At 48.9% G+C, this 20,131-nt stretch carries 22 protein-coding genes; 7 read left to right on the top strand and 15 right to left on the bottom strand.

Going from position 1 to position 20,131, the window contains the following annotated elements; translation table 11 throughout:
- Positions 1-142: 142 nt before the first annotated feature.
- Complete coding sequence (locus ON05_RS19175; protein ID WP_262561977.1) at positions 143-1,957, bottom strand: leucine-rich repeat domain-containing protein; 1,815 nt, start codon at positions 1,955-1,957, stop codon at positions 143-145.
- Positions 1,958-2,181: 224 nt separating this feature from the next.
- Complete coding sequence (locus ON05_RS19170) at positions 2,182-2,607, bottom strand: endonuclease domain-containing protein (protein WP_010481400.1); 426 nt, start codon at positions 2,605-2,607, stop codon at positions 2,182-2,184.
- 371 nt (positions 2,608-2,978) lie between these two features.
- Between ON05_RS19170 and ON05_RS19165 the strand changes: the two genes are divergently transcribed.
- On the top strand, positions 2,979-4,022 hold the full coding sequence (locus ON05_RS19165; protein ID WP_262561514.1) for a transposase: 1,044 nt from the start codon (positions 2,979-2,981) through the stop codon (positions 4,020-4,022).
- A gap of 105 nt (positions 4,023-4,127) precedes the next feature.
- Here the strand turns inward: ON05_RS19165 and ON05_RS19160 are convergent, their stop codons facing one another.
- The 3 genes from ON05_RS19160 to ON05_RS19150 all read right to left on the bottom strand — a co-directional run bounded on the left by ON05_RS19160 (position 4,128) and on the right by ON05_RS19150 (position 5,873).
- Positions 4,128-4,520, bottom strand: a complete 393-nt coding sequence (locus ON05_RS19160; RefSeq protein ID WP_010476666.1) for a hypothetical protein — start codon at positions 4,518-4,520, stop codon at positions 4,128-4,130.
- A gap of 5 nt (positions 4,521-4,525) precedes the next feature.
- Positions 4,526-5,146, bottom strand: a complete 621-nt coding sequence (locus ON05_RS19155) for a hypothetical protein (protein ID WP_010476665.1) — start codon at positions 5,144-5,146, stop codon at positions 4,526-4,528.
- A 208-nt stretch (positions 5,147-5,354) separates the two neighbouring features.
- Positions 5,355-5,873: an exonuclease domain-containing protein gene (locus tag ON05_RS19150; RefSeq protein WP_010476664.1), complete on the bottom strand. Its 519-nt coding sequence runs from the start codon at positions 5,871-5,873 to the stop codon at positions 5,355-5,357.
- A 193-nt stretch (positions 5,874-6,066) separates the two neighbouring features.
- On the opposite strand from ON05_RS19150, the gene ON05_RS19145 reads away from it, so the two are divergent.
- The 6 genes from ON05_RS19145 (at position 6,067) to ON05_RS19120 (ending at position 10,586) form a co-directional block, all read left to right on the top strand.
- Positions 6,067-6,369: a helix-turn-helix transcriptional regulator gene (locus ON05_RS19145; protein ID WP_010476663.1), complete on the top strand. Its 303-nt coding sequence runs from the start codon at positions 6,067-6,069 to the stop codon at positions 6,367-6,369.
- Positions 6,370-6,739: 370 nt separating this feature from the next.
- Positions 6,740-7,600, top strand: coding sequence for a phosphate ABC transporter substrate-binding protein (locus tag ON05_RS19140; RefSeq protein WP_010476662.1), 861 nt, complete (start codon positions 6,740-6,742; stop codon positions 7,598-7,600).
- Complete coding sequence (gene pstC, locus ON05_RS19135) at positions 7,581-8,432, top strand: phosphate ABC transporter permease subunit PstC (protein WP_010476660.1); 852 nt, start codon at positions 7,581-7,583, stop codon at positions 8,430-8,432. The genes ON05_RS19140 and pstC overlap by 20 nt, the downstream gene beginning before the upstream one ends.
- 1 nt (position 8,433) lies before the next feature.
- Positions 8,434-9,288 carry a phosphate ABC transporter permease PstA gene (gene pstA, locus ON05_RS19130; RefSeq protein WP_010476659.1) on the top strand — a complete coding sequence of 285 codons (855 nt, stop codon included), beginning with the start codon at positions 8,434-8,436 and terminating at the stop codon, positions 9,286-9,288.
- Positions 9,285-10,094 (top strand): phosphate ABC transporter ATP-binding protein, encoded by an 810-nt coding sequence (locus ON05_RS19125; RefSeq protein WP_010476658.1) that lies wholly within the window; start codon positions 9,285-9,287, stop codon positions 10,092-10,094. Before pstA ends, ON05_RS19125 begins: the two co-directional genes overlap by 4 nt.
- Before the next feature lie 183 nt (positions 10,095-10,277).
- The gene (locus ON05_RS19120; protein WP_010476657.1) at positions 10,278-10,586 is read left to right on the top strand and encodes a hypothetical protein; all 309 of its coding nucleotides are present in this window, start codon (positions 10,278-10,280) and stop codon (positions 10,584-10,586) included.
- A gap of 3 nt (positions 10,587-10,589) precedes the next feature.
- Here the strand turns inward: ON05_RS19120 and ON05_RS19115 are convergent, their stop codons facing one another.
- The 10 genes from ON05_RS19115 to ON05_RS19070 form a co-directional block, all read right to left on the bottom strand.
- Positions 10,590-10,874 (bottom strand): DUF1816 domain-containing protein, encoded by a 285-nt coding sequence (locus ON05_RS19115; RefSeq protein ID WP_010476656.1) that lies wholly within the window; start codon positions 10,872-10,874, stop codon positions 10,590-10,592.
- Positions 10,875-10,882: 8 nt separating this feature from the next.
- A complete protein-coding gene (locus ON05_RS19110) occupies positions 10,883-11,119 on the bottom strand; it encodes a DUF2949 domain-containing protein (protein ID WP_010476655.1) in 237 nt (78 codons plus the stop codon).
- 103 nt (positions 11,120-11,222) lie between these two features.
- On the bottom strand, positions 11,223-11,534 hold the full coding sequence (locus tag ON05_RS19105; RefSeq protein WP_010476654.1) for a hypothetical protein: 312 nt from the start codon (positions 11,532-11,534) through the stop codon (positions 11,223-11,225).
- Between the two features lie 161 nt (positions 11,535-11,695).
- The gene (locus ON05_RS19100) at positions 11,696-12,790 is read right to left on the bottom strand and encodes an AI-2E family transporter (protein ID WP_010476653.1); all 1,095 of its coding nucleotides are present in this window, start codon (positions 12,788-12,790) and stop codon (positions 11,696-11,698) included.
- A 38-nt stretch (positions 12,791-12,828) separates the two neighbouring features.
- On the bottom strand, positions 12,829-13,209 hold the full coding sequence (locus ON05_RS19095) for a response regulator (protein WP_010476652.1): 381 nt from the start codon (positions 13,207-13,209) through the stop codon (positions 12,829-12,831).
- Positions 13,210-13,224: 15 nt separating this feature from the next.
- Complete coding sequence (locus tag ON05_RS19090; RefSeq protein ID WP_010476650.1) at positions 13,225-15,843, bottom strand: PAS domain S-box protein; 2,619 nt, start codon at positions 15,841-15,843, stop codon at positions 13,225-13,227.
- The gene (locus tag ON05_RS19085; protein ID WP_139025953.1) at positions 15,836-18,250 is read right to left on the bottom strand and encodes a response regulator; all 2,415 of its coding nucleotides are present in this window, start codon (positions 18,248-18,250) and stop codon (positions 15,836-15,838) included. Before ON05_RS19085 ends, ON05_RS19090 begins: the two co-directional genes overlap by 8 nt.
- Positions 18,247-18,693, bottom strand: a complete 447-nt coding sequence (locus tag ON05_RS19080) for a hypothetical protein (protein ID WP_010476647.1) — start codon at positions 18,691-18,693, stop codon at positions 18,247-18,249. Before ON05_RS19080 ends, ON05_RS19085 begins: the two co-directional genes overlap by 4 nt.
- 143 nt (positions 18,694-18,836) lie before the next feature.
- A complete protein-coding gene (locus ON05_RS19075; protein WP_010476646.1) occupies positions 18,837-19,286 on the bottom strand; it encodes a hypothetical protein in 450 nt (149 codons plus the stop codon).
- Between the two features lie 275 nt (positions 19,287-19,561).
- Entirely contained in the window at positions 19,562-20,104 is a 543-nt protein-coding gene (locus ON05_RS19070; RefSeq protein ID WP_010476645.1) for a CARDB domain-containing protein, read from the bottom strand.
- Between the last annotated feature and the right edge of the window lie 27 nt (positions 20,105-20,131).

Raw genomic sequence — 20,131 nt, 5'->3', positions numbered from 1 at the left:
GGCACAGGACACCATGAAAATCCACCAAGATGCGTACAACGGCGATCTGGCCAGCGTTCGGCCAGCACTGACTGAATGAACCGCCCTGGCAACCCAGGATCGCAAAGGCGGGAAGTCACGGATGGTCTGACCCTGATCCAGGTCACTTTGGAATGGGATTACCACACAGGTTAATGCAGAATAAAGCATCTTCATCCTCCGTTTGAATGGGAAGCCCCTGTTCACTCAGCCATTCGGGAACGCTGGAAATTTGATTAGAACTGAGATTCAGACTGGTCAGTCCCTTGAAGTCCTGAAACACGGAAACATCGGAAAATCGCAAATCCAGACTAAAGAGTCCTGGGATATTTTGCAGGACTGAGATATCAGCAATCTGGTTGGCTCCTAAATCTAGACTGTTCAGCCTGGTGAGTCCCTGCAAAACTGAAATATCAGACAGCCGATTATGACTGGCATTCAAACTGGTTAGTCTTGTGAGATCTTGTAGGGCTGCAATATCTGAAATTTGGTTAATGCTTAAATTCAGACTGAAGAGGCCCTTGAGGTTTCTCAATGCAGAAATATCGGACAGCTGATTATCACTGACATTCAGCCGGTAGAGTCCCTTCAGGTCTTGTAATGCTGAGATATCCCTAATCTGATTGCTATGTAAATCTAAACTGGTTAGCCCTTTAAGGCCTTGCAGAGTAGACAGGTCGGTAATCTGAGTGAAACTTAAATTCAGGGTGGTGAGATCCTTGAAGTTTTGCAGTACTGCAATATCAGAGACTGGGTTGTAGCTTAAGTTCAGAGTAGCCAGTTGCTTGAGGTCCTGTAAGACTGAAATATCAGACAGCTGGTTATAGCTGAGGTTCAGACTGGTGAGTGCGTGCAGTCCCTGTAAGTCTGAGATCTCAGACAGCTGATTATCACTGACATCTAGGTTGGTGAGTTCGGTTAGACCTTGTAAAACAGAATAGTCAATAACCTCATTTGAACTGACATTCAGTTGGGTGAGCGTCGTGAGATCCTGCAAAGCGGAAATGTCAGACACGTCATTGGAGCTGATATCCAGTTGGGTCAGCCCTTGGAGATTTTGTAGGATGGCAATATCAGCAATCTCGTTAGCGCTGATATCCAGACTTTCAAGTCCCTGGAGGGTTTGTAAGACTGAAAGATCAGAAATTTTATTGGCACTTAAAGACAGGTGCGTGAGTTGTGGCAGGTCTGACAAAACTGCAATATCAGAAATCTGATTAGACCCTAAATCTAGATGGGTGAGCTTTGGGAGATGGCGTAAAACCGAAATATCAGAAATCCAGTGGTTGTAACTGAGATCTAGATAGGTAAGACCCCTAAGATCTTGTAGAAAGGCAAGACCGGTTGCTTCGCGAACGCTAACCGTTAGTTGGCTAAGTTCTTTGAAATTGAGCAACACGGAATAATCGTCTATTGCATTGGAGCGTAAATTCAGGCTGTTCAGTGTCGTCAGGTCTTTTAGTCCTGAGATATCAACAATTTTGTTTGCTGCTAAGCCGAGGCTAGTGAGTTGTTTAAGGTCTTGGATAAAGGAAATATCAGCAATCTGATTGTTGCTTAAGTCTAGGTGGGTTAGGTTCTTGAGGTCCGACAAGAAGGAGTAATCCGAAATATGGGTGGTTTTTAAATAAACCGTGGTGAGATTTGTGGCTTGCTGAAGATAGGAGGTAGCCGTCACGTCTTGTCCCGACAGGGCAATGGTGGAGAGCCCTGGGAGACTGGCAAATGGGACGATTTCTGGCGAGACAATATCGAATAAATACAAGGCGGAGAGATGGGGATATTGCTCGATGGATGCGTCCACTAATTCATGGCCATCCACTCCTTGCAAACTCAGTCCAACGATTTGATGTTCATCATTCAGTGCATAAGCATTGGGCTGACGCTGCAAATGGTGATAGGTGTCATTCAGGCTTTGATTAAAGTCCTCAACAGACATTTGTTTGAGTCTTTTCCGGGTTGTCTGTTCCAGGGTATGGATTAAATCTGGTACCGACATAATAAACCAAGAGAGAAAGGACCCAAAGACTGATTTTATTACTCTGATCCTTGAGTACAGGACAAAACTCTTGTAAGTTAGCCATGGACAGGGTTGTAAGGAGAGTATGACTCCTCACAACTAAATCCGATGCCTTTCTAGTCAATAGCCTCAATCATGCTACATTAGCCCCCTAAATCCCCCATCCTGGGGGACTTTGACTGTAGTTCAATGCTTTGCTCACTCGCCTGTCGGATTTGCTGAAGTACATGATCCAGGTGGTGAATAACGTTTGAGTTCTGGCATCGGATCACTCGGTAACCAAGCTGATGAAGCTGCTCGGTACGGGCTTCATCATACTCCACCTGCTGATTGTGAATGTCGCCGTCTAGCTCAATCACTAATCGACATTGGGGACAGTAAAAGTCGACAATAAACGAGCTGATGGCGTGTTGACAGCGGAATTTTAGACCGTTGAGTTGACGTTTTTGCAGTGCTTTCCACAGTTTTTGTTCGGCAGGCGTCAGATTGAGACTCAGTCGTTGTGCGGCGGCAACGACTGCTGGGGTCGTACCACGAATACGGTGGTGTTGCGCTCTTTTCTCTCGCATCTTGTTACCCCTACCTCTGTCTCACCTCTAGAATAATAATAAGCCTCAAAGTCCCCCAGAATGGGGAATTTAGGGGGCTAATGCAGAATTAACTGGGCTTTTAAAACAGCCTCTAACGTTCGCCATATCATTCCATCCTGACTGCCTGACAGAAGTATCTCAAAGCCTTTATTTTCATAGTCTTTGAGAAAAGAGTGGAGCGACATGTGAAGCTAGATTTAAGCACAAATCAGCGTTACTCAAATGTCAGGCTCCACCCAAATTTATCGTCAACTGTTCTCCTTTTTACGTCAACACAGCCATTATCGAGATTTGCGTCATCTCATGACCCTGGGATGGATGGTGAGCGCCTTAATCTGCAGTGAACGATTATGCTTATCTGCTTGGGAATCCTATGTCCCCTGCCGAGCAAAAAAGCCCAAAGTGTCGAGCGTCGCTGGCAACGCTTTCTGTGCAATCCGCTCATTGATGTCCACAAACTGTATGTCCCTTTGGTCCTTCTAGCGCTTAAGAACTGGCGAACCCATCGCCTTTACCTAGCGATGGATACCACGGTTTTATGGAATGAATACTGCATGATTCATGTATCCGTTGTCTGCTGTGGCAGAGCAGTACCGTTGTTATGGAAAGTATTAGAGCACAAGAGTGCGGCGGTTGCTTTTGAGGAATATCAACCGCTATTGCGTCAGGCCCGTTGGTTATTACGGCAGCATCCAGATGTCATGTTGTTAGCAGATCGTGGGTTCGCGAACCATCAACTGATGAGCTGGTTACAGCAGAGCCGTTGGCATTACTGTCTGCGTATCCCATGTGATGTCCTTCTCCATGGCCCCCGTCAATGTCCAAGAGAAGTCCGTAGGTTATGGCCATCCAAAGGAGAAGCTCTCCTCTACCGTAATGTCGGGCTTTGGGATGATGGCCTCTATCGGTGCAATTTGGTACTGGCGAATATCCGAGGCGTAAAAGAACCATGGGCAGTGATTACAGATGAATCACCCTCGTTACAAACCTTGTGGCAATACGCCTTGAGGTTTCGGGTGGAAGAATTATTCCTCGATAGTAAATCTGGTGTGTTTGAGCTTGAAGAGTCGAAAATTCGCTGTGCTGATGCTCTGGAGAGGCTGTACCTGATTGCTGCTGTGGCACTGCTATACAGCACGGCTCAGGGGATGGCTGTTCATATTAAAGGGCTACGCCAACAGGTTGATCCCCATTGGCACAGAGGCATTAGCTATCTCAAGATTGGATTGCGGTGGCTCAAGGGGGTGGTCCATAAAGGACGGGAGTTGTTGATGCCAGTCCCCTTATTCACCAAGGATCCGCAACCGTGTTTTGCCTCTAAAAAAGCTCAAAAGAAACACTACAACAAAATCTGGTTCTCTCGTATCCGCTCTCTACAGTGCAAAGCTTTATGAGCTATGGAATACAAAGATCTGTCAGGCAGTCAGCATTCCATCTCTGGAAATACAGCGAAAACTAGCAGAGGCAGGGAAAATATAGATAAGTTATTAGAATATGATTCAAAATTGTATTTCTATAGTTATTCCACTTAATAATGGATCCGGATTGTTGTTACTATAATCCCTGCAGATTTCTTTAAATATCTCCGCATAAGAAAAAGCACAAATCAACTTATTCCATGAAGGTGTTTTCTTAAACTTTATGCCTAGCGTTTTTGCTGCTTTTCTACAGCCATTATAATTCTTATATCTTCGAACAAGTTCTTCTTTATCAATTATTGATGGCAATAACTTGCAAGATGGTGTAATCCCACTTTTTTGCTTATGAGCTACTGTATCTATTTGATTGACAGCACCTTGAGCAACACTATAAATATATGCAGAGTTCTCTATATCTTTCTGATGATTCTCTTTTAGACGCTTTAAAAGAGAATTGATTTTCTTTTTACCCATAACTATCAGCCTGTATCATCTCTCAGTGCTCTATTTATAGAAGCAGGGTCAGTATACATTCTTGGGTTCTCTCTTTCCTCCATAGCAATATTTTCTCGACTAGGGGGTAAACTCTCATGGTCTGCAGTAGAGGGAAGTTGATCTTCTATATTCCACCCTCGAACAATTAGGCGAACAGACTTTAGAAAATTCCATACCCTTGTCATAAAGCTTGTTGAGGCCCATTGGACATTCGGATCATCGAAATCGATAATTCCTTCAAAAGCTTCAGATAATGTATCAAGATTACCAGATAAATTTGTTACTTCTTGCTCTAGCAACTCAATAGCTTCAGATTTGTCATTTAGTAATTCTTTCTTTTCGGCAGTGAGCTGATTAATTGCAAGTTGGAGATTATCGCGAGTTTTCTGAAGATCAGATATGTTATCTCGATATTTACTTATGTCCTGTCTGTAGCTTTCGTTGTAACGTCGTAGTTGTCCTTGACTACGATTAGTGCTGACAAGATATTGCCTTATTTCGCAATAAACTCGATCAGCCTCTTTAATATCAAGCTCTTGAATAGATGTTGGAAATTCAGTAGCAGATCGAAATTCCTGAGTCTTTTGATTATGCTCTGTGTTCACTTGCGTAACGACTATCCCAATTTTTTATTGCTCTTCTTCAAGATACCCCATACAATCATTCGATCTAAATTAAAAATTTTTCTCTAAAAAAATCATATACATTAATCTGAAGTGAGTAATGAGAATCACCTTTAAGCTGAATTAGAACTGGCAAGAATTGCAGTCTCACGAAATCTTATAAATGATATTAGATTCCTATAAGACCTTTTTATCTCAGACTAATTTTTAAGCCCTGTTCCTTCATCAGCAATAGCGCCTCTGCATTACCCCGAGCGTCATCCACCGGATGGTGAGTATGCGCCGTTTTCCGTAAGTGCTTGAAATTCGTGAAGGTGTCCTTGACCAGCCCTTTGTACAGAGAGCCAAGATTGGAAGATGTATGGCCAAAGGGATTATTGCCCAGGAAATGGTGAAAATACCAATTGATAAACTGCCAGTCAAAGCCGTTATTGTCCGAAATAAAAAACGGACGCCCCTTACTATTCTCGGCAATCCAATCCGCAAACGCCTGCATCACTATGGCTGGTTCCTCAAAGCCAAGGACATCTTCTCGGCTGAAGCCACTGACCGCTAACGCTTCTGGAACCCACTGTTCAGAACTTGGCTTTAACTGGCCATAAAACGTTTTGGACAACGTTGGCTCTACAATCACAGCCCCAAAACAAACCATCGAATAGTCGCCGGGGATAGGACCATCCGACTCCACGTCGACCACCACAAAACTCATAACCGTTCCAGTTCACCATAAACCTGTCCAAGATAGCCTATCCAAGTTCTACCCGCAGCTTTTCCAGGATCAGCAAGATTCAGGAAACTTTAATCTATGATTAATGAATCAAAATTGATATCAAGATATATTCAACACAGATAAAAATTACTATAAATACCTACACCCTAGGTTGACCAGAAGCAAGGTGAGCATGAAAACATCTCAATCTTGTGCCAACAAGCTCAAAACCTTAGCAGACGCCACTCGGCTCTCAATTCTGAAGCTATTGATGAATGGCCCTCAACACGTCAATGAAATCAATGCCGTGTTGAACGTCGAGCAAAGTCTCCTGTCCCACCATTTAAAAGTGCTGCGGCAGGCTGGATTTGTGCAAGCCACTCGCGATGGCAAAGCCGTCCTTTATGCCTTGGTACCGGATGTCCAAAGTCAGGTGTCCCAAGAAGGATTGAATTTGGGCTGTTGCGAATTCTCATTTACCTCCTTTTCTATTTAGGGAATGAAAAGTGATTGATACCGAGATTTCTGCCATCTCTTTTGGCAACATCGGCTTTTGCACTCGCCTCCTAAATCCCCCATTCTGGAGGACTTTGAGCCTATGTCTAGGCTAATGAATCTAGATCGTGAGACCTCTAGATCTGCTGAGGTTCAACTTTGTCACAGATCCTGTGTGGGTCGAGCAGACAAGTCCTTCACCAGTGAGGGATTTAGGGGGCTATCAGTGGTGTTTAGGCTGTGGAAGTTAGGAGCTAGAGCCATGTTCAACTATATTTTCCGGTGTTATTAAGTTCGTTATCCTAGGTCGTTCCTCTACGACCTATTCAAACTTTTATGCGGCCCTTACACCCAGGGGTCACCGAATTTTTATGGAGTCATTAGCAGGAACCGTTATGTCTGGTCGAGCCATCGCAGGTGCGTTTTTGGGCTTATGCCTAGGGTTGCAAGCCTGCAGCAGTTTACAAGCGTCTAGCTCCGGTAGCGCCCCTCAAAAACTGGTGATTACTGGGTCCAGTACCGTTGCCCCCGTCGCCTCCGAAATCGCCAAACGTTATGAAGCCCAAAACCCCCAGGTGCGGATTGACGTGCAAACGGGTGGGTCTTCTCGCGGCATTGCCGATGTGCGCCAACAGGTCGCCGATATTGGCATGGTGTCCCGAGCCGCTAAGCCAGCAGACCAGGGCCTCAACTTCCATACCATCGCCAAAGATGGCGTCGTCGTGATTGTCCATCGGGATAACCCCATTCAAAGCCTGACCCGCCAGCAAATTACCGACATCTACACGGACAAGCTCAACAATTGGCAGGACGCTGGCGGTAAATCCCAAGCCATTACCGTCGTCAATAAAGCTGAAGGTCGCTCCACATTAGAAGTATTTACCCAGCACTTCCAGCTCAAGTCCTCGCAGATTAAAGCGGATGTAGTCATTGGCGATAACGAGCAAGGCATCAAAACCGTGGCAGGTAACCCGCTGGCCATTGGCTATGTTTCTGTCGGTGCAGCGAAGGTGAATGTCGAGCAGGGCACGCCCATTAAAGTTTTGCCCCTAGAAGGTGTGAAAGCTACTGCTCAAACCGTGCGGGATGGTTCGTTCCCTCTATCACGTCCCCTTAACTTGGTGACTCAAGGACCTCTTAATCCTCAACAGCAAAAATTTATTGATTTTGCTCAATCCTCCCAGGTCAAGGATATTGTTCAGGAGCAGTCCCTTGTTCCAGTTCAAGAGTGAAGCAAGCTGGAGGGTTCTCTTGCAAATCCTGGCGCTGTGTTCCGGGGCAATTTTGCTATTGATTCTGGGCTTTCTTATCTGGGAAACGCTACCGATTCTGCGCTCTATTTCTCTCGATCAGTTTTGGCGAGATCCAGGTTGGCACCCTAGCGAACAGGCCTACAATCTCACCCCGATGGTGATGGGAACATTGGGAGTCACCGTTGGCGCGGTATTGGTGGCAACCCCTCTAGGTCTTTTATCAGCGGTATTTTGTCAGTACTATGCCCCGGCAGGCGTGGCCCAACTCTATCGACGCCTAATCGAGTTACTAGCTGGCATTCCCTCTGTGGTCTATGGCTTATGGGGACTGGTGGTTCTCGTACCCTTAATTGCCAAAGTTCAGCCGCCTGGCTCTAGCCTCCTGGCGGGCATTCTGATTTTGGCTCTGATGATTTTGCCCACCATTGCCCTGGTGACTGATGCCAGTCTAGCCAGCTTACCGCCTACTTACTGGCGCGGGTCAGCTGCCCTGGGCCTAGGAACCTGGGCCACCATCCAGGGCGTCTGTTTACCTGCTATTCGTTCGGGTCTCTTAACGGCTGTCATGCTCGCCACTGCCCGCGCCCTCGGTGAAACCATGGCGGTCCTCATGGTCTGCGGGAATGTTGTCCAGTTCCCCGATTCGATCTTTGCCCCCGTGAGGACATTGACCGCCAATATAGCCCTAGAAATGGCCTATGCCCTCGATCTTCACCGCTCAGCTTTGTTTGCCAGCGGACTTGTTCTGATGCTGGTGGTGACTGGGTTGGTCCTCGTCACCGATCCCTGGACGGATGCACCGGAGGATTAAGATGGTCCGTCGTCTGGCTATCCCTGTTGGCAAGGAGCAAGGGGCAACCCTGATGGTTTGGTTGGTGGCCTTGGGGATTACCGCTTTATTCCTCTGGCTACTCAGCGATGTGGTTTGGCAAGGAGGGCAAGCCATCAATGGCGCTTTTATAACTCAAGCCCCCAATAAAGCTGGGCTAGAAGGCGGTATTGCTCCCATTCTGGTCTCCACGGGGTTAGTGTTAGGGGTTTGTATGGGCGTATCCCTCCCCCTAGGATTAGGCACGGCTCTATTTTTAACGGAATTCAGTCCACAGCGCTCCCATCAGGCCATTCGTCTCAGCTTAGATATTTTGGCGGGGGTGCCATCCATTGTGTTTGGTCTGTTTGGCAATGCCTTTTTCTCAAAGGTTTTAGGCTTGGGATTCTCTATTCTGTCTGGGGGCTTGACCTTAGCCTGTATGGTATTGCCCATCCTTATTCGTTCCATTCAGGTGGGCCTGGTTAATGTCCCTCGCGAGTATCGTCAAGCAGCGGCAGCATTAGGATTATCTCGTTTAGGCACCCTGACAACCCTGATTTTACCCGCAGCGCTACCGGGGATTGCCGTGGGGATTTTGCTGGGAATTGGACGGGCCATTGCAGAAACCGCTGCCTTAATTTTCACTAGTGGTTATGTCGATCGGATGCCGACATCACTACTCGACTCTGGCCGGGTACTATCGATTCATATTTTCGACCTGGTGATGAATATTCCGGGGGGTGAACAGAATGCTTATGGGACGGCCTTAGTCCTCGTGATTCTGCTCATTGTGATTAATACTCTTGTTTCCTGGTTCGCCGAACGCTTTCGCCAATCCAAATTGCAAATTCTATGACCTCTCCCACCTTAAGCCCGCCATCCTTCACCGCCGATCATCACCAGCCGCCTAGCGTCCGGGTGGAGAACCTGAGTTTACGGTATGGTCGCAAGGTGGCCTTCGCCAATGTGGATGCTCAGTTCCGAGCCGGACAAATTACGGCTTTAATCGGTCCATCGGGCTGTGGCAAAACCAGCTTTTTAAGCTGTTTAAATCGCCTCCATGAACTCACGCCGAAAGCCCAACTTTCCGGCCAGGTCTATTTAAATGATTGCGATACGGCGACGATGCCCCTAACACCCCTGCGCCGCCAAGTGGGCATGCTGTTCCAAAAGCCAAATCCCTTTCCCCTCTCTATTTACCGCAATTTGGCATTTCCCTTAAAAGAGCATGGGATTTGCGATCGCACCCATATCCACCACATCATCGAAACCACTCTCACCGATGTGGGTCTGTGGGCAGAAGTCAAAGATCGCCTCAAAGCCCCTGCCCTCTCCCTGTCTGGAGGGCAACAGCAGCGCCTCTGTCTCGCGAGGGCACTGGCCTTAAAACCTCAAGTCTTACTCATGGACGAGCCCTGTAGCGCCCTGGATCCCCTCTCCAGCGAAGTGATCGAAGATTTAATTCTGCGGTTAAAAGGCACCTATACGATTCTGGTTGTCACTCACAACCTCGGCCAAGCCTCCCGTATTGCCGATGATGTGGCTTTTTTCTGGGTGCAGCATGATGTGGGCCAATTGATTGAATTTGGCTCCGCTCAAGAGATTTTCACCCGTCCCCAAGATCCCCTGACGGCAGCCTATGTCAGCGGTCGCCGGGGTTAAAAGGTCTAGCTGCGGTTCTTGTGATACAGAGGGTGCGATCGCACGCCCATCCTTCCAGATCTCTCTCACGAGAGAGTGGGCATCCTAGCAATGATCTAGATCGCCATTACAGGCTGGGCTGAGACACCCCAACTTTTCTCGCGAGTTTCTAGACTGCCAGTATCTGAAACCCTCACACCTACCATGACTTCTCTCAAATTCATCCTGGTTGCCAGTCTGCTGACAACCTTCACCAGTCCTGCCTGGGCCGGAACCACTCCCTCTACCCCTGCACCACGAGAATCCGCTGATGCATTGGGGGGTGAAGTGAAGCCGTCGATTACCCTCTTTTCTGAGAATAGCGAGGCTTCCACTACAGCTTCCGACCTGGAGCTACAGATGTCGGGCAAGCGTCCCTTAGAAGCCACCGCCAATCCTGATATTTGGGAATCTGAATTATTGGATGATCAGCGGCGCACGGATCCAGGCTTTTTCTGGATTACCACCGATTAAAGGCTAGCAATGGCATAGCACCGTCGGTCGGTCATGGGGAGACAGATCCCGCCAGTCCATAGGATACAGATCGTCTTCATCACAAAGAGTCAACATTTCAGGTTGGCAGCGACTGACTTTGACCACAATTTCTAAAGCTTGCTCTTGGACTAAATCTTCTACATATCCTGATTGATGGGCCTCTGCCTCTTCGATACTGTCGAAGGGACCAAAATAATAGTGACAATCAGGAATCGTGGTTTGAATATGGACCCACCAAGGTTGATGTCGAGTGGTTAAAGAGAACATATAAAACCTCATTTTTCACAGTTGATTGTAATGTTGTAGGTTTCATCGGGACCAAAGGATGTCTCGATCCAATGAAAGACCTCATTAAGCTGCTCTAATGTAATCAAACCGTACTGCCACAGAATCATCGGCAAAGGCCCTTGCTGTTGTTGACAAGACTTCAGGGCAATATTGATCGACTCTGTCGAAATCCCGACTTCTTGGGTCAAAAAGTCAATCAGTTGTTGGTATCGGTTGGCAGTCATCTCCAGTCCCCCAGCATCGTTAATGCTTGGTTAAACAATCTCATCTACAAGTACAAACAGTCAGGCTAGTCATCTAAGCAAGGTAAAACAGACATTAAGCCGCTCATCCAACAGTTTGAGTCTCTCGAAGGGCAGTTATCGGACGATGGCTGCCAAGTGCGTCCATGCCTTGCTTCAGTAGTGTCTCAATGTGGAGACGGTAGGCAGTGGTTTGTCCACGAGCAGACAGGGCCGTTGGTTCCGCAGTCAGTACATAGGTATTGGGAACTCGACTTAAAACATAGGTCATCAGTTCCTGTTTAGTTGCGGGATTCCCTAGCACCTCCTGGTAGATAGGGTTGGGACAATACTCTGCGAGTAACTCCGCCTCTTCTTTAACGATAGCTAACGTGAGATTAATTAAGGTCTTCGTCATCAGTCTTTAGGGGGGTCGAACGCAGTTATTCAGATTCAGGTACTGCTTCCATCACAGAAGTCAGCCAGTATCCTTTATGTGGAGAATACTCTCCAAACTTGGGGAAACTGTGAGGATCACCCCTCAAGTTTGGCAATGAAGGATCTGAACTCAGCCGTCAGTCACCCCGTCTCTGACCCAGGCTGAGTCTGCTGCTCTGCATCGCGTTTGGGTTGCAGATATAAATTCTCGATCAGAACGCCTCCTGCCGCGACCCAGGGTGGGGCAATTAAGGCCCCAATAATTCCCAAAACTTGGGTACCTCCCAATACCGCTAACAGCTGGTACAAGGGCGGCACATTCACCGACGGACTCACCACCAACGGATCAAGGACATAGGTTTCTAGATTTTGGATCAACACAAACAACAAAAACACCCACACCACCGTCCAGCCCCCTTGGGCAACCGCCACCAGCAACGCCGGAATCGCCCCGAGTACGGGTCCAAAAAAGGGAATCAAATTCGTCAGCCCTGCAATGGCTCCCAGTCCCAACGCCACTTCCGTAATGCCAATCAGCTTCAAGCCAATACTCACCGTGGTTCCCAAAATCAGCGAGACCAGTAGGCGACCCTGGATATAGGCCCCCATCCGTTGACTCACGGGAGGGACTTGATCCGCCAGCCGCTGTTCCCAGGGCTGAGGAAAGAGCGCGGCCAGCCCTTGCAGCAAGCGTTGGGAATCGGACAACATATAGGCTGACAAAATCAGCGCTAACAGCAAGTTAAAGACCCCTCCCAATAAGCCTTTGGTGATATCTACGGACTGGAGAATCAGCTTTTGACTCGAACGAAAGGTCCAAGCCGTCAGAGCTTGTAGATCCAATACCTGATTGATCATGCCTAAATCTTCTGGCTTACTGATGCCCAACTGCATAATCGAGTCTTCGATCAGCGTCGTCAGGGCATCTAAATAACCCGGTAGGGCGGCAACAATACGTTGAATTTGCTCTGTGATCGTCGGACCAATCACCAGCGCGGCAGTGATAGCCGCTCCAATCAAACTGATATAGACCCCTAGCACCGCCAACCATCGAGGCGCTCGTAACGATTCCACCTGTTGAATAATTGGAGCCAGGGTAGAGGCCAAGACGATGGAAATCATCAGCACTACGACTAAATTTTGGAGTTGCCATAGTAACAGCAGCCCCAAACTGATCACCCCTATACGCATTAAACTGGCAATCGACAGGGTAAGAGAAGGTTCGGATGGCTTCATACTAGGAGAGAGTAAGGATCAAGCCCTTGATCGGGCGGCTATAACTGCCAGCCTAATACATCTGCAATCTGAGTGGGGAGCTGTAGTGGATCAAAGGGCTTGGCAATCGTCGAATGGACACCCATGGCTTGATAACGCTTTTGATCCGCTGTTTGAATTTTAGCGGTCAGTAACAGCACTGGAATGGTTTGCGTGACTGGATTAGCCTGCAACTTTTGAAAGGTAGTGGCCCCATCCATATCCGGCATCATCATATCCAAAAGAATGGCATCAGGGCGTTCTTTCTCCGCCTTCAGAAGCCCTTCAGCACCAGAACTGGCCGTGACGACACGCCAGTTGTTGATCGTTTCTAACGCAATCTGAACCACTTCTTGAATGTAAAGCTCGTTATCCACTACGAGGATGCACTTTGCTGTCATGTATCCGTTCTACCTTTATGTATCATTTCGCTGAATGGGTAATGTGAAGGAAAAGGTGCTCCCTTTCCCTGGCTGACTTTCTACCCAAATTTGGCCGCCATGTTGATGCACAATACTCTGGCAAATGGCAAGTCCTAACCCTGTGCCCTCATGGTCACGAGCATCCGAAGAATCGGCTTGCTGAAACCGTTCAAAAATGGTGTCAATTTTATCCGGGGGAATGCCTCTGCCCTGATCTCGAATCCAAATACAGACCTGCGGGGCGTCTGCAGGCGAGAGGGATGTGGCATCAGGTTCGGTAGCCAAAGCACAACTTGGGGACTGCTGAGGCATAAGATGAGCGTTCATTTCCACAATGCCTCCCGGACGAGAAAATTTGATGGCGTTACTCAGAAGATTGGTCATTGTTTGGACAATGCGATCGCCATCCACATCCGTTAGCACTGATAGAGGTGTCACCTTTAATGTGACCTGCATTTGAGTAGCCATTCCCTGCATCGTATCGGCAGATTGGGTCATCAAATCTGAAATATTATACGGGTATTTGGTCATACTGACCTGACCCGATTCAATCCGTTCCACATCGAGAATGTCATTGATTAATCGCACTAAGCGATCCGTACTATCGACGGCAATGTTGAGGAGGCGCTGACTCTTATCGGAGTGAGGGGATAATAGGCCACTGGTGAGCATACGCAAAGACCCATGAATGGAGGTCAACGGCGTACGCAATTCATGGCTGACCACGGAAATAAATTCATCCTTCATCCGTTCCACCACCTGGCGATCGCTCGTATCTTTGAAGGTGATCACCGCCCCCGTAATCCCATCCTGTTCGCGAATGGGGGTACTGACATATTCCACCGGGAATAGGGTGCCATCTCGCCGTCGAAATTCATCCGTGATAAAGCGATGGGTGGTACCCGACACTAAGGAATCTTCAAAGGGATATGTGGCATCTTCATCATTTTTTAGGAGTTGAGGGTGGGTTCCCAAAATGATTTCTATGGGTTGGTCAATCAGGTCCGGAATCGCATAGCCCAACATCTCCGCCGCTGCGGGATTCACAAAAGTGATGTGATATTGCAAATCCAGCCCACAGAGTCCTTCCCCCATGGAATTGAGAATCAATTCATTTTGGCGGGTGAGCTGGGTCAGGGACGCTTGGGCTTCTAGACGCTCGGTAATGTCTCGCAGAATGGCCGTAAAGACCTGTTCTTCCCCCAGCTGCAGTTTAGAGATAGAGGCCTCCGCCGTAAAGTAAGTGCCATCTCGACGTTGAGCGGTGATCGGGCGACGCCGGGTCCCCATCTGGGTGGCCATAGATGGATCGACTGATGGGTCACCAAACTGCTGCATCTGAGACTGATGAGAGATCACTAAATCATCAGGCAAGAGCTTATGCAGAGGCTGACCGAGGATATCTTGACGGCGATATCCAAACATCTTTTCTGCCCCCTGGTTGAACAGGGTGATGGTAAAGGAGCCATCCACAGAAATAATGGCATCATCGGCAATTTCCAAAATGCCAGAGATCCGCTTCTGCGAATGCTGTAAAGCCGCTTCTGCCTGCTGACGGGTCTGCAGTTCAGACCGTAATTGTTGGTTAGCCTGACGGAGGGCTGCGGTGCGCTCCACAACCCGCTGCTCTAGATTATGTTTGGCTTCTTGCAGAACCACTTCAACTTGTTCACGCTCCGTCAATTCCGCCTGCAGTTGGCAATACAGTTCGGACTGCTGAATTGCGATCGCAAGTTGAATCGCCAATCGACTCAGTAACTTAATCTCTAGGGACTCCCAATGGCGCGGCTCCCGACAATGGTGGGCCATCAATAAGCCCCAGACTCGATCCTCCAAAATAATGGGCACCACTAAATTGGCTTGAATCTGGAACTGTTGGAGTAACTCTTGATGACAGGGAGACAGATTGGCGGTGTAGATATTATCAACCGCACTGGCATGGATGTGCTCTGGCGGCCTCCCATAAATATCGGGAAAACACGGATCGTGAATTTTAACCCCCAGGATCGAGGGCCATTGGGCCGTATCGACGGATTCCACTAGCACGATACCGTCCCAATTTTGTTCGATCCGAAAGATCAGCACCCGATCCGTCTCTAACAGCTGCCGAACTTCATCCACGGTGGTGTTGAGGATGGTCCGCAGATCTAAGGATTGGCGGATACGGGCAGCAATACCACTCAACAGTCGTTCATGCTCAATCTGCTGCTGCAAGGCCAATGCCGACTGCTGCTGTTCCGTAATATCAACGCCCGTGCAAATCACAAATTGGACCGCATGCCCCTGCTGAATCACGGAATTCGACCAAGCAATCAAGCGGCGCCCTCCTGTCTTTGTTCGCCAGTGATTTTGATGTTGACTGGGGCCTTGATGGGACAACAACTGCTCAAAAACGGCTTGTACACCAGCCCGTTCCTCTGACAACAGCAAATCCTGCCAGAGAAATCGCTCTTTCACCTCCGCAAAGGTATACTCAGACACCTGTTCACAGGCCTGATTAAAGCCTACAATCCGTCCCTGGACATCCAGAATCACCACCAGCGCAGGCAACGTATTCAGCAAAGACGTCATCCAGCTCTGTTGCTCAGGCAGCAGGTGAACTTGCTCAATCATCCACTTGCCTCCCCATCCGGTGGCAATCGGCAGCTTTGTACAGGGCCGATAAGGTCGTACCCGCCTCAGGATATTGCACCACCCCTAAGTCGAGGTGCATGGGCACAGCTGCATGGGTCAGAGCGTGGGCCTGCAAACAGTCCTGGCACAGATGTTGGACATGATCCTCTGCTTCCATCGACTGGACATCCTGCAGCCCCATCAAGAACTCATTGCTACTCCAGCGAGCCACCACATCATCTTTCCCACAGCCTTGACCTAGGGTATATCCCACCTGACGCAAAATCGAGTCTCCAGTTTCCAAATCAAATTCAGCATTAATCTGCCGCAGATTGGTCACTTTAACTAAGGCCAGACTCAAGGGTTGCTGTAGATCTTGCGCTCGCTTCATCATCTGGTCCAAGCGAGCAATGGCGGGTTGCCGCTTATAGGCTTTGGTGAGGGTATCCACCTGCCAGAGCTGCTGAGAAAGCTGCATGCGCTCCAGACGATTGACGAGCCGCACCACCAGTTCGGGGCCGACAACGGGTTTACTGACAAAATCATCCGCCCCCAGGGCGAAAATCTGATTGACCGTCTCGGCTTCGGTATGAGCCGTGAGAAAGATAATCGGCAGGTTATGCCAGTAGGCATCATTGCGGACGATCTGGCAAAGGTCCATCCCCCCCACATGGGGCATTTCGATATCGAGAATCAGGAGATCTGGAGAGACCGCCACTAAGGTTTGCCAAAATAGCCTGGAATCAGCAAGGGTACTCACCTTAAACCCCCAAGGCTCCAATAAAGGAGGCAGTAACTGCAGCAAACTCGGATCATCATCCACAATCATGACTTTGGCAGTGATGGATTGAGACTGGTGCAGCACCCGCTCCACCTCTTGGAGCACCTGCATGGGAGCGATCGGTTTCTCTAAAAAAGCTTTCCCCCCCAAACGAGCCACTTCTAGCCGCGAATGGAGTCCTTCCGGCAGACCATAGAACAAGACCGGAATCGGAGGCGTATGATGGGTCACCTGCTCTAGGAAAGCCAGGGTTTGATCTTTACAGTCGGCTACGGCTGAATCCATCAGAATCACCTGGGGCACATCCTGAGTCAGGGACCGATGGGCGGCGTCTAGATCTTTCACCGTCTGGACGGTCCAGTCCCAATATCGAGCTTGGTCCGTTAAGTCAGCTATCCAGTCTTGATCGGCATCGATCACCAGCAAAGACGGCAGGGTGCCTAGGGAATCCAAGGTGTCGGTAGGTGAGACCGGGCCATGGGCCTCAATCGTCTGTCGGAGCGTCTCTACCTGATGCTGAAATTCTCCAATATCCTCTGTTCCTAGAGGTTGGGGCTGGTGCAGGAGTTGCTCAATCTGGCGCGCTAAGTGAGTCCCCGCATGAATGCCAAACATGCCCAAGGCCCCTGCTAAGGTATGGGCCTCTTGCTCTGCTTGCTGCTGTTGATCGGCGTTGAGGTGGCCCTGGTGAGTTTGAAAGGCAACGCTGGCCTGTTCCAATGCCTGAACCTGCTGACGAATCCGAGCATGATACCGCTGCCAAATATTGGCAATGGCCGCTTGATTTTCCTGCTGGAAGGAAGGGGTTTCTGCTTCTAATTCTGCTAATGGTTTAAGACGATAGCCAATGCCATACACCGTTTCGATCATATCGGCCGGTGCATCCGCATCCCGGAGCTTATGGCGCAAACCTTTGATATGGGTTCTAACGGCCTCTTCCCCCGGCATGTCTTCATAGGTCCATAGATGCTCTAGCAACATGCCGCAGCTAAAGACCCGCCGAGGGTTACGCATCAGCAATTCCAGCAGCGCATACTCTTTGGGCGTCAACGCTAGGAGCTGCTGGTGATAGCTCACCTGAGTGGAGCTGGGATCCAACTGCAGGCGACCCCATTCCAAAATCGGCGAGGTATGGAGATGTCCCCGACGCAGTAAGGCCCGAATACGAGCTTCTAATTCTTCTAGGTCAAAGGGTTTGACGACGTAATCATCCGCCCCGGCATCGAGACCCACCGCTTTGTCATGGCTGTCCCCCTTGCCCGTCAGCAGCAAAATCGGCATGGTATGGCCTTGATTTCGCAGTTGGCGACAGAGGGTAATGCCATCCACCTTAGGCAGCATCACATCCAGCAGGAGCAAGTCATATTCAAAGGCATTCACCAGATCCGCAGCGGCTTCACCATCCGCCACAGTTTCCACTGCATAGCTGCACTGGTTTAGGAGCGTGGTTAAGGTTTCAGCGGTGGGCTGATCATCCTCAACAACAAGTATTCGCATCATCGGCCTCCCGACGTTAGGTCCGATTGAATCACTTAGGGAATCGCTACTCCAATTATGGGCGTATTTTTGCGATCGCACCAGGAAGACATCGGTCGAACGGTCAGGAAAACCGGTCTTAACAGTCAACGAGCTGACCTCAAGACCGGTTGTTTATCCAACTCTGAGTGAAACCATTGAAAAGCGACAAGGTTAAGCAGGAGACCAATCAACAGCAGATACCCCATCAGACACAGCTGATAGCTGGGGACTCCAACGATTAGATCCAGGGCTAGGTGGCTAATATTGATGACGGTATAAAGCAACGTCAAGCCAAAATGTAGCGTTTTGTATCGTTGTCCTTTCACAAAAGCGGTGGCAATAATGGCAGCCATCGCCATGCCAAAGACGCCCAACATCAGCCAAAAGAGGGTAGTGAGGGGTAGATCATTGATATGGGAGTGGGCCACACTCAGCCCATGAAACAACGGCATTAAAGCCAGTTGGGTATGAAAGAGCATGCCCAATAGAAAAGCCGTCCATAAGGCAATAATTTTTTGGCGCTCATCCCCCCGATGATGGTGTTTTCTCATCCTCAGACTCCTGTTCCATAGCCTCTATTTTCAGCTTATGGATGAATGTTGAGGAACTTGTGAGTCTCTAGAAAAAGAAAAGTGGGGATAGGTATGGCCGGTTCAATCTCTTTAAACTCAGCTCAATCATGGGTCCAGAGAGTTTAACGGCGATGTTGGAGTTTCCGGATCGTCCCTTTCACCAGAATCATCAGCGTACAAAGACACACCATGACTAGAAATGCAGTGGCAAACAATATCATCAAAAATTGAAACCACAGCGTGCCAGACAAAGGGGAATGGAAGAGTTTTATGAGATGGTCTCCCATTACCTTGACCTGCTCTCCCAGAACCGGAAACGCTAAGATTCCCATGGGTATGCCATAGACAAACCAACTTGCGATCGCAACCCACCAAGCAACCTTGCCATGGGATAACTGATCCAATGCCGTACCTTCAAACTCGATAGAGTCCATAGGCGTCATCCCAGATCTCTGTCTCCGAACTTGACGATAGAGTGGACGACTAGAAATTTCAACCGTGAGGTTCGGGGTAGATCCAGCACCGTAGCGATCGAATTGGGAACTCTGCTCAAAATCTTGGGGATGAGTCATAACCTATTGCTCAGCAACAACAGAATAAACAAGCGTTACTATCAAAATCTCCTCTTGTGCCCCGTGGCGAATTGAGTCGGGCAGCCACAGAGTTAGACTGGAATGACAAAATTATTAGCCATTCATCATGCTGATAGCCGTGATACCGGTCTATAGCAGCTGTGATAGTTCAAGTCTGGAGAAGTGATAACCATCACATGTGGACGGTGTATTCTCAGGCAAAAAGCCGCAGGAAGAGAGCCCTAGACACAACACTCTCTCCCGATCCACATCCCCTAAAGGTTGTGCCAAGTGGTATTGTTTTTTTCGTTGGATTCTTTCACGAAATTCGTTGAATCCACATCAATGCGAAAGGTGGTGTCTTTGAGGGCCACTGTTTTGGGCAAAATCTGAGCGGCATTCAAGCTCACCCATTGGGTTTGCCGACCGTTAATAACGGGCACTTTGATCTTCATCATCCGCCCGACCGGTGTGCCATCAATACGGCGAACTGTCAGGCGTAGCACCGTAGGCCGTGCTGCTCTAAGTCCGGCATTCGCCACCTGAATCTTGATTCGTTTGGTACTCCTGCGACTAAATCGATACTGCCGAACCTTTAGATCCGCTCTGCGAAAACGCAGCGGTTGAGGAGTCTGATGCGTAAAACTGCCGGGTTGACATTGAGTGGCGGGACTAGGAGAGGGTTCCCAACCGTCCGGGCATTGAGACTGCTGCGGCGCTGCCATCACGCTACTGGCAGAGAGAGTGACTAAGGCTCCTAACGTCAACAGGCGTTGAGTTGCGGTCTGAGTCAAGTGCATGAGAGTAGAGCGTTGCATGGTGATGTTCCTTATCTAGTGAATTTT

The sequence above is a fragment of the Acaryochloris sp. CCMEE 5410 genome (assembly GCF_000238775.2).
Classification (GTDB): Bacteria; Cyanobacteriota; Cyanobacteriia; order Thermosynechococcales; family Thermosynechococcaceae; genus Acaryochloris.
This window is presented reverse-complemented; position numbering and strand designations above follow the sequence as displayed.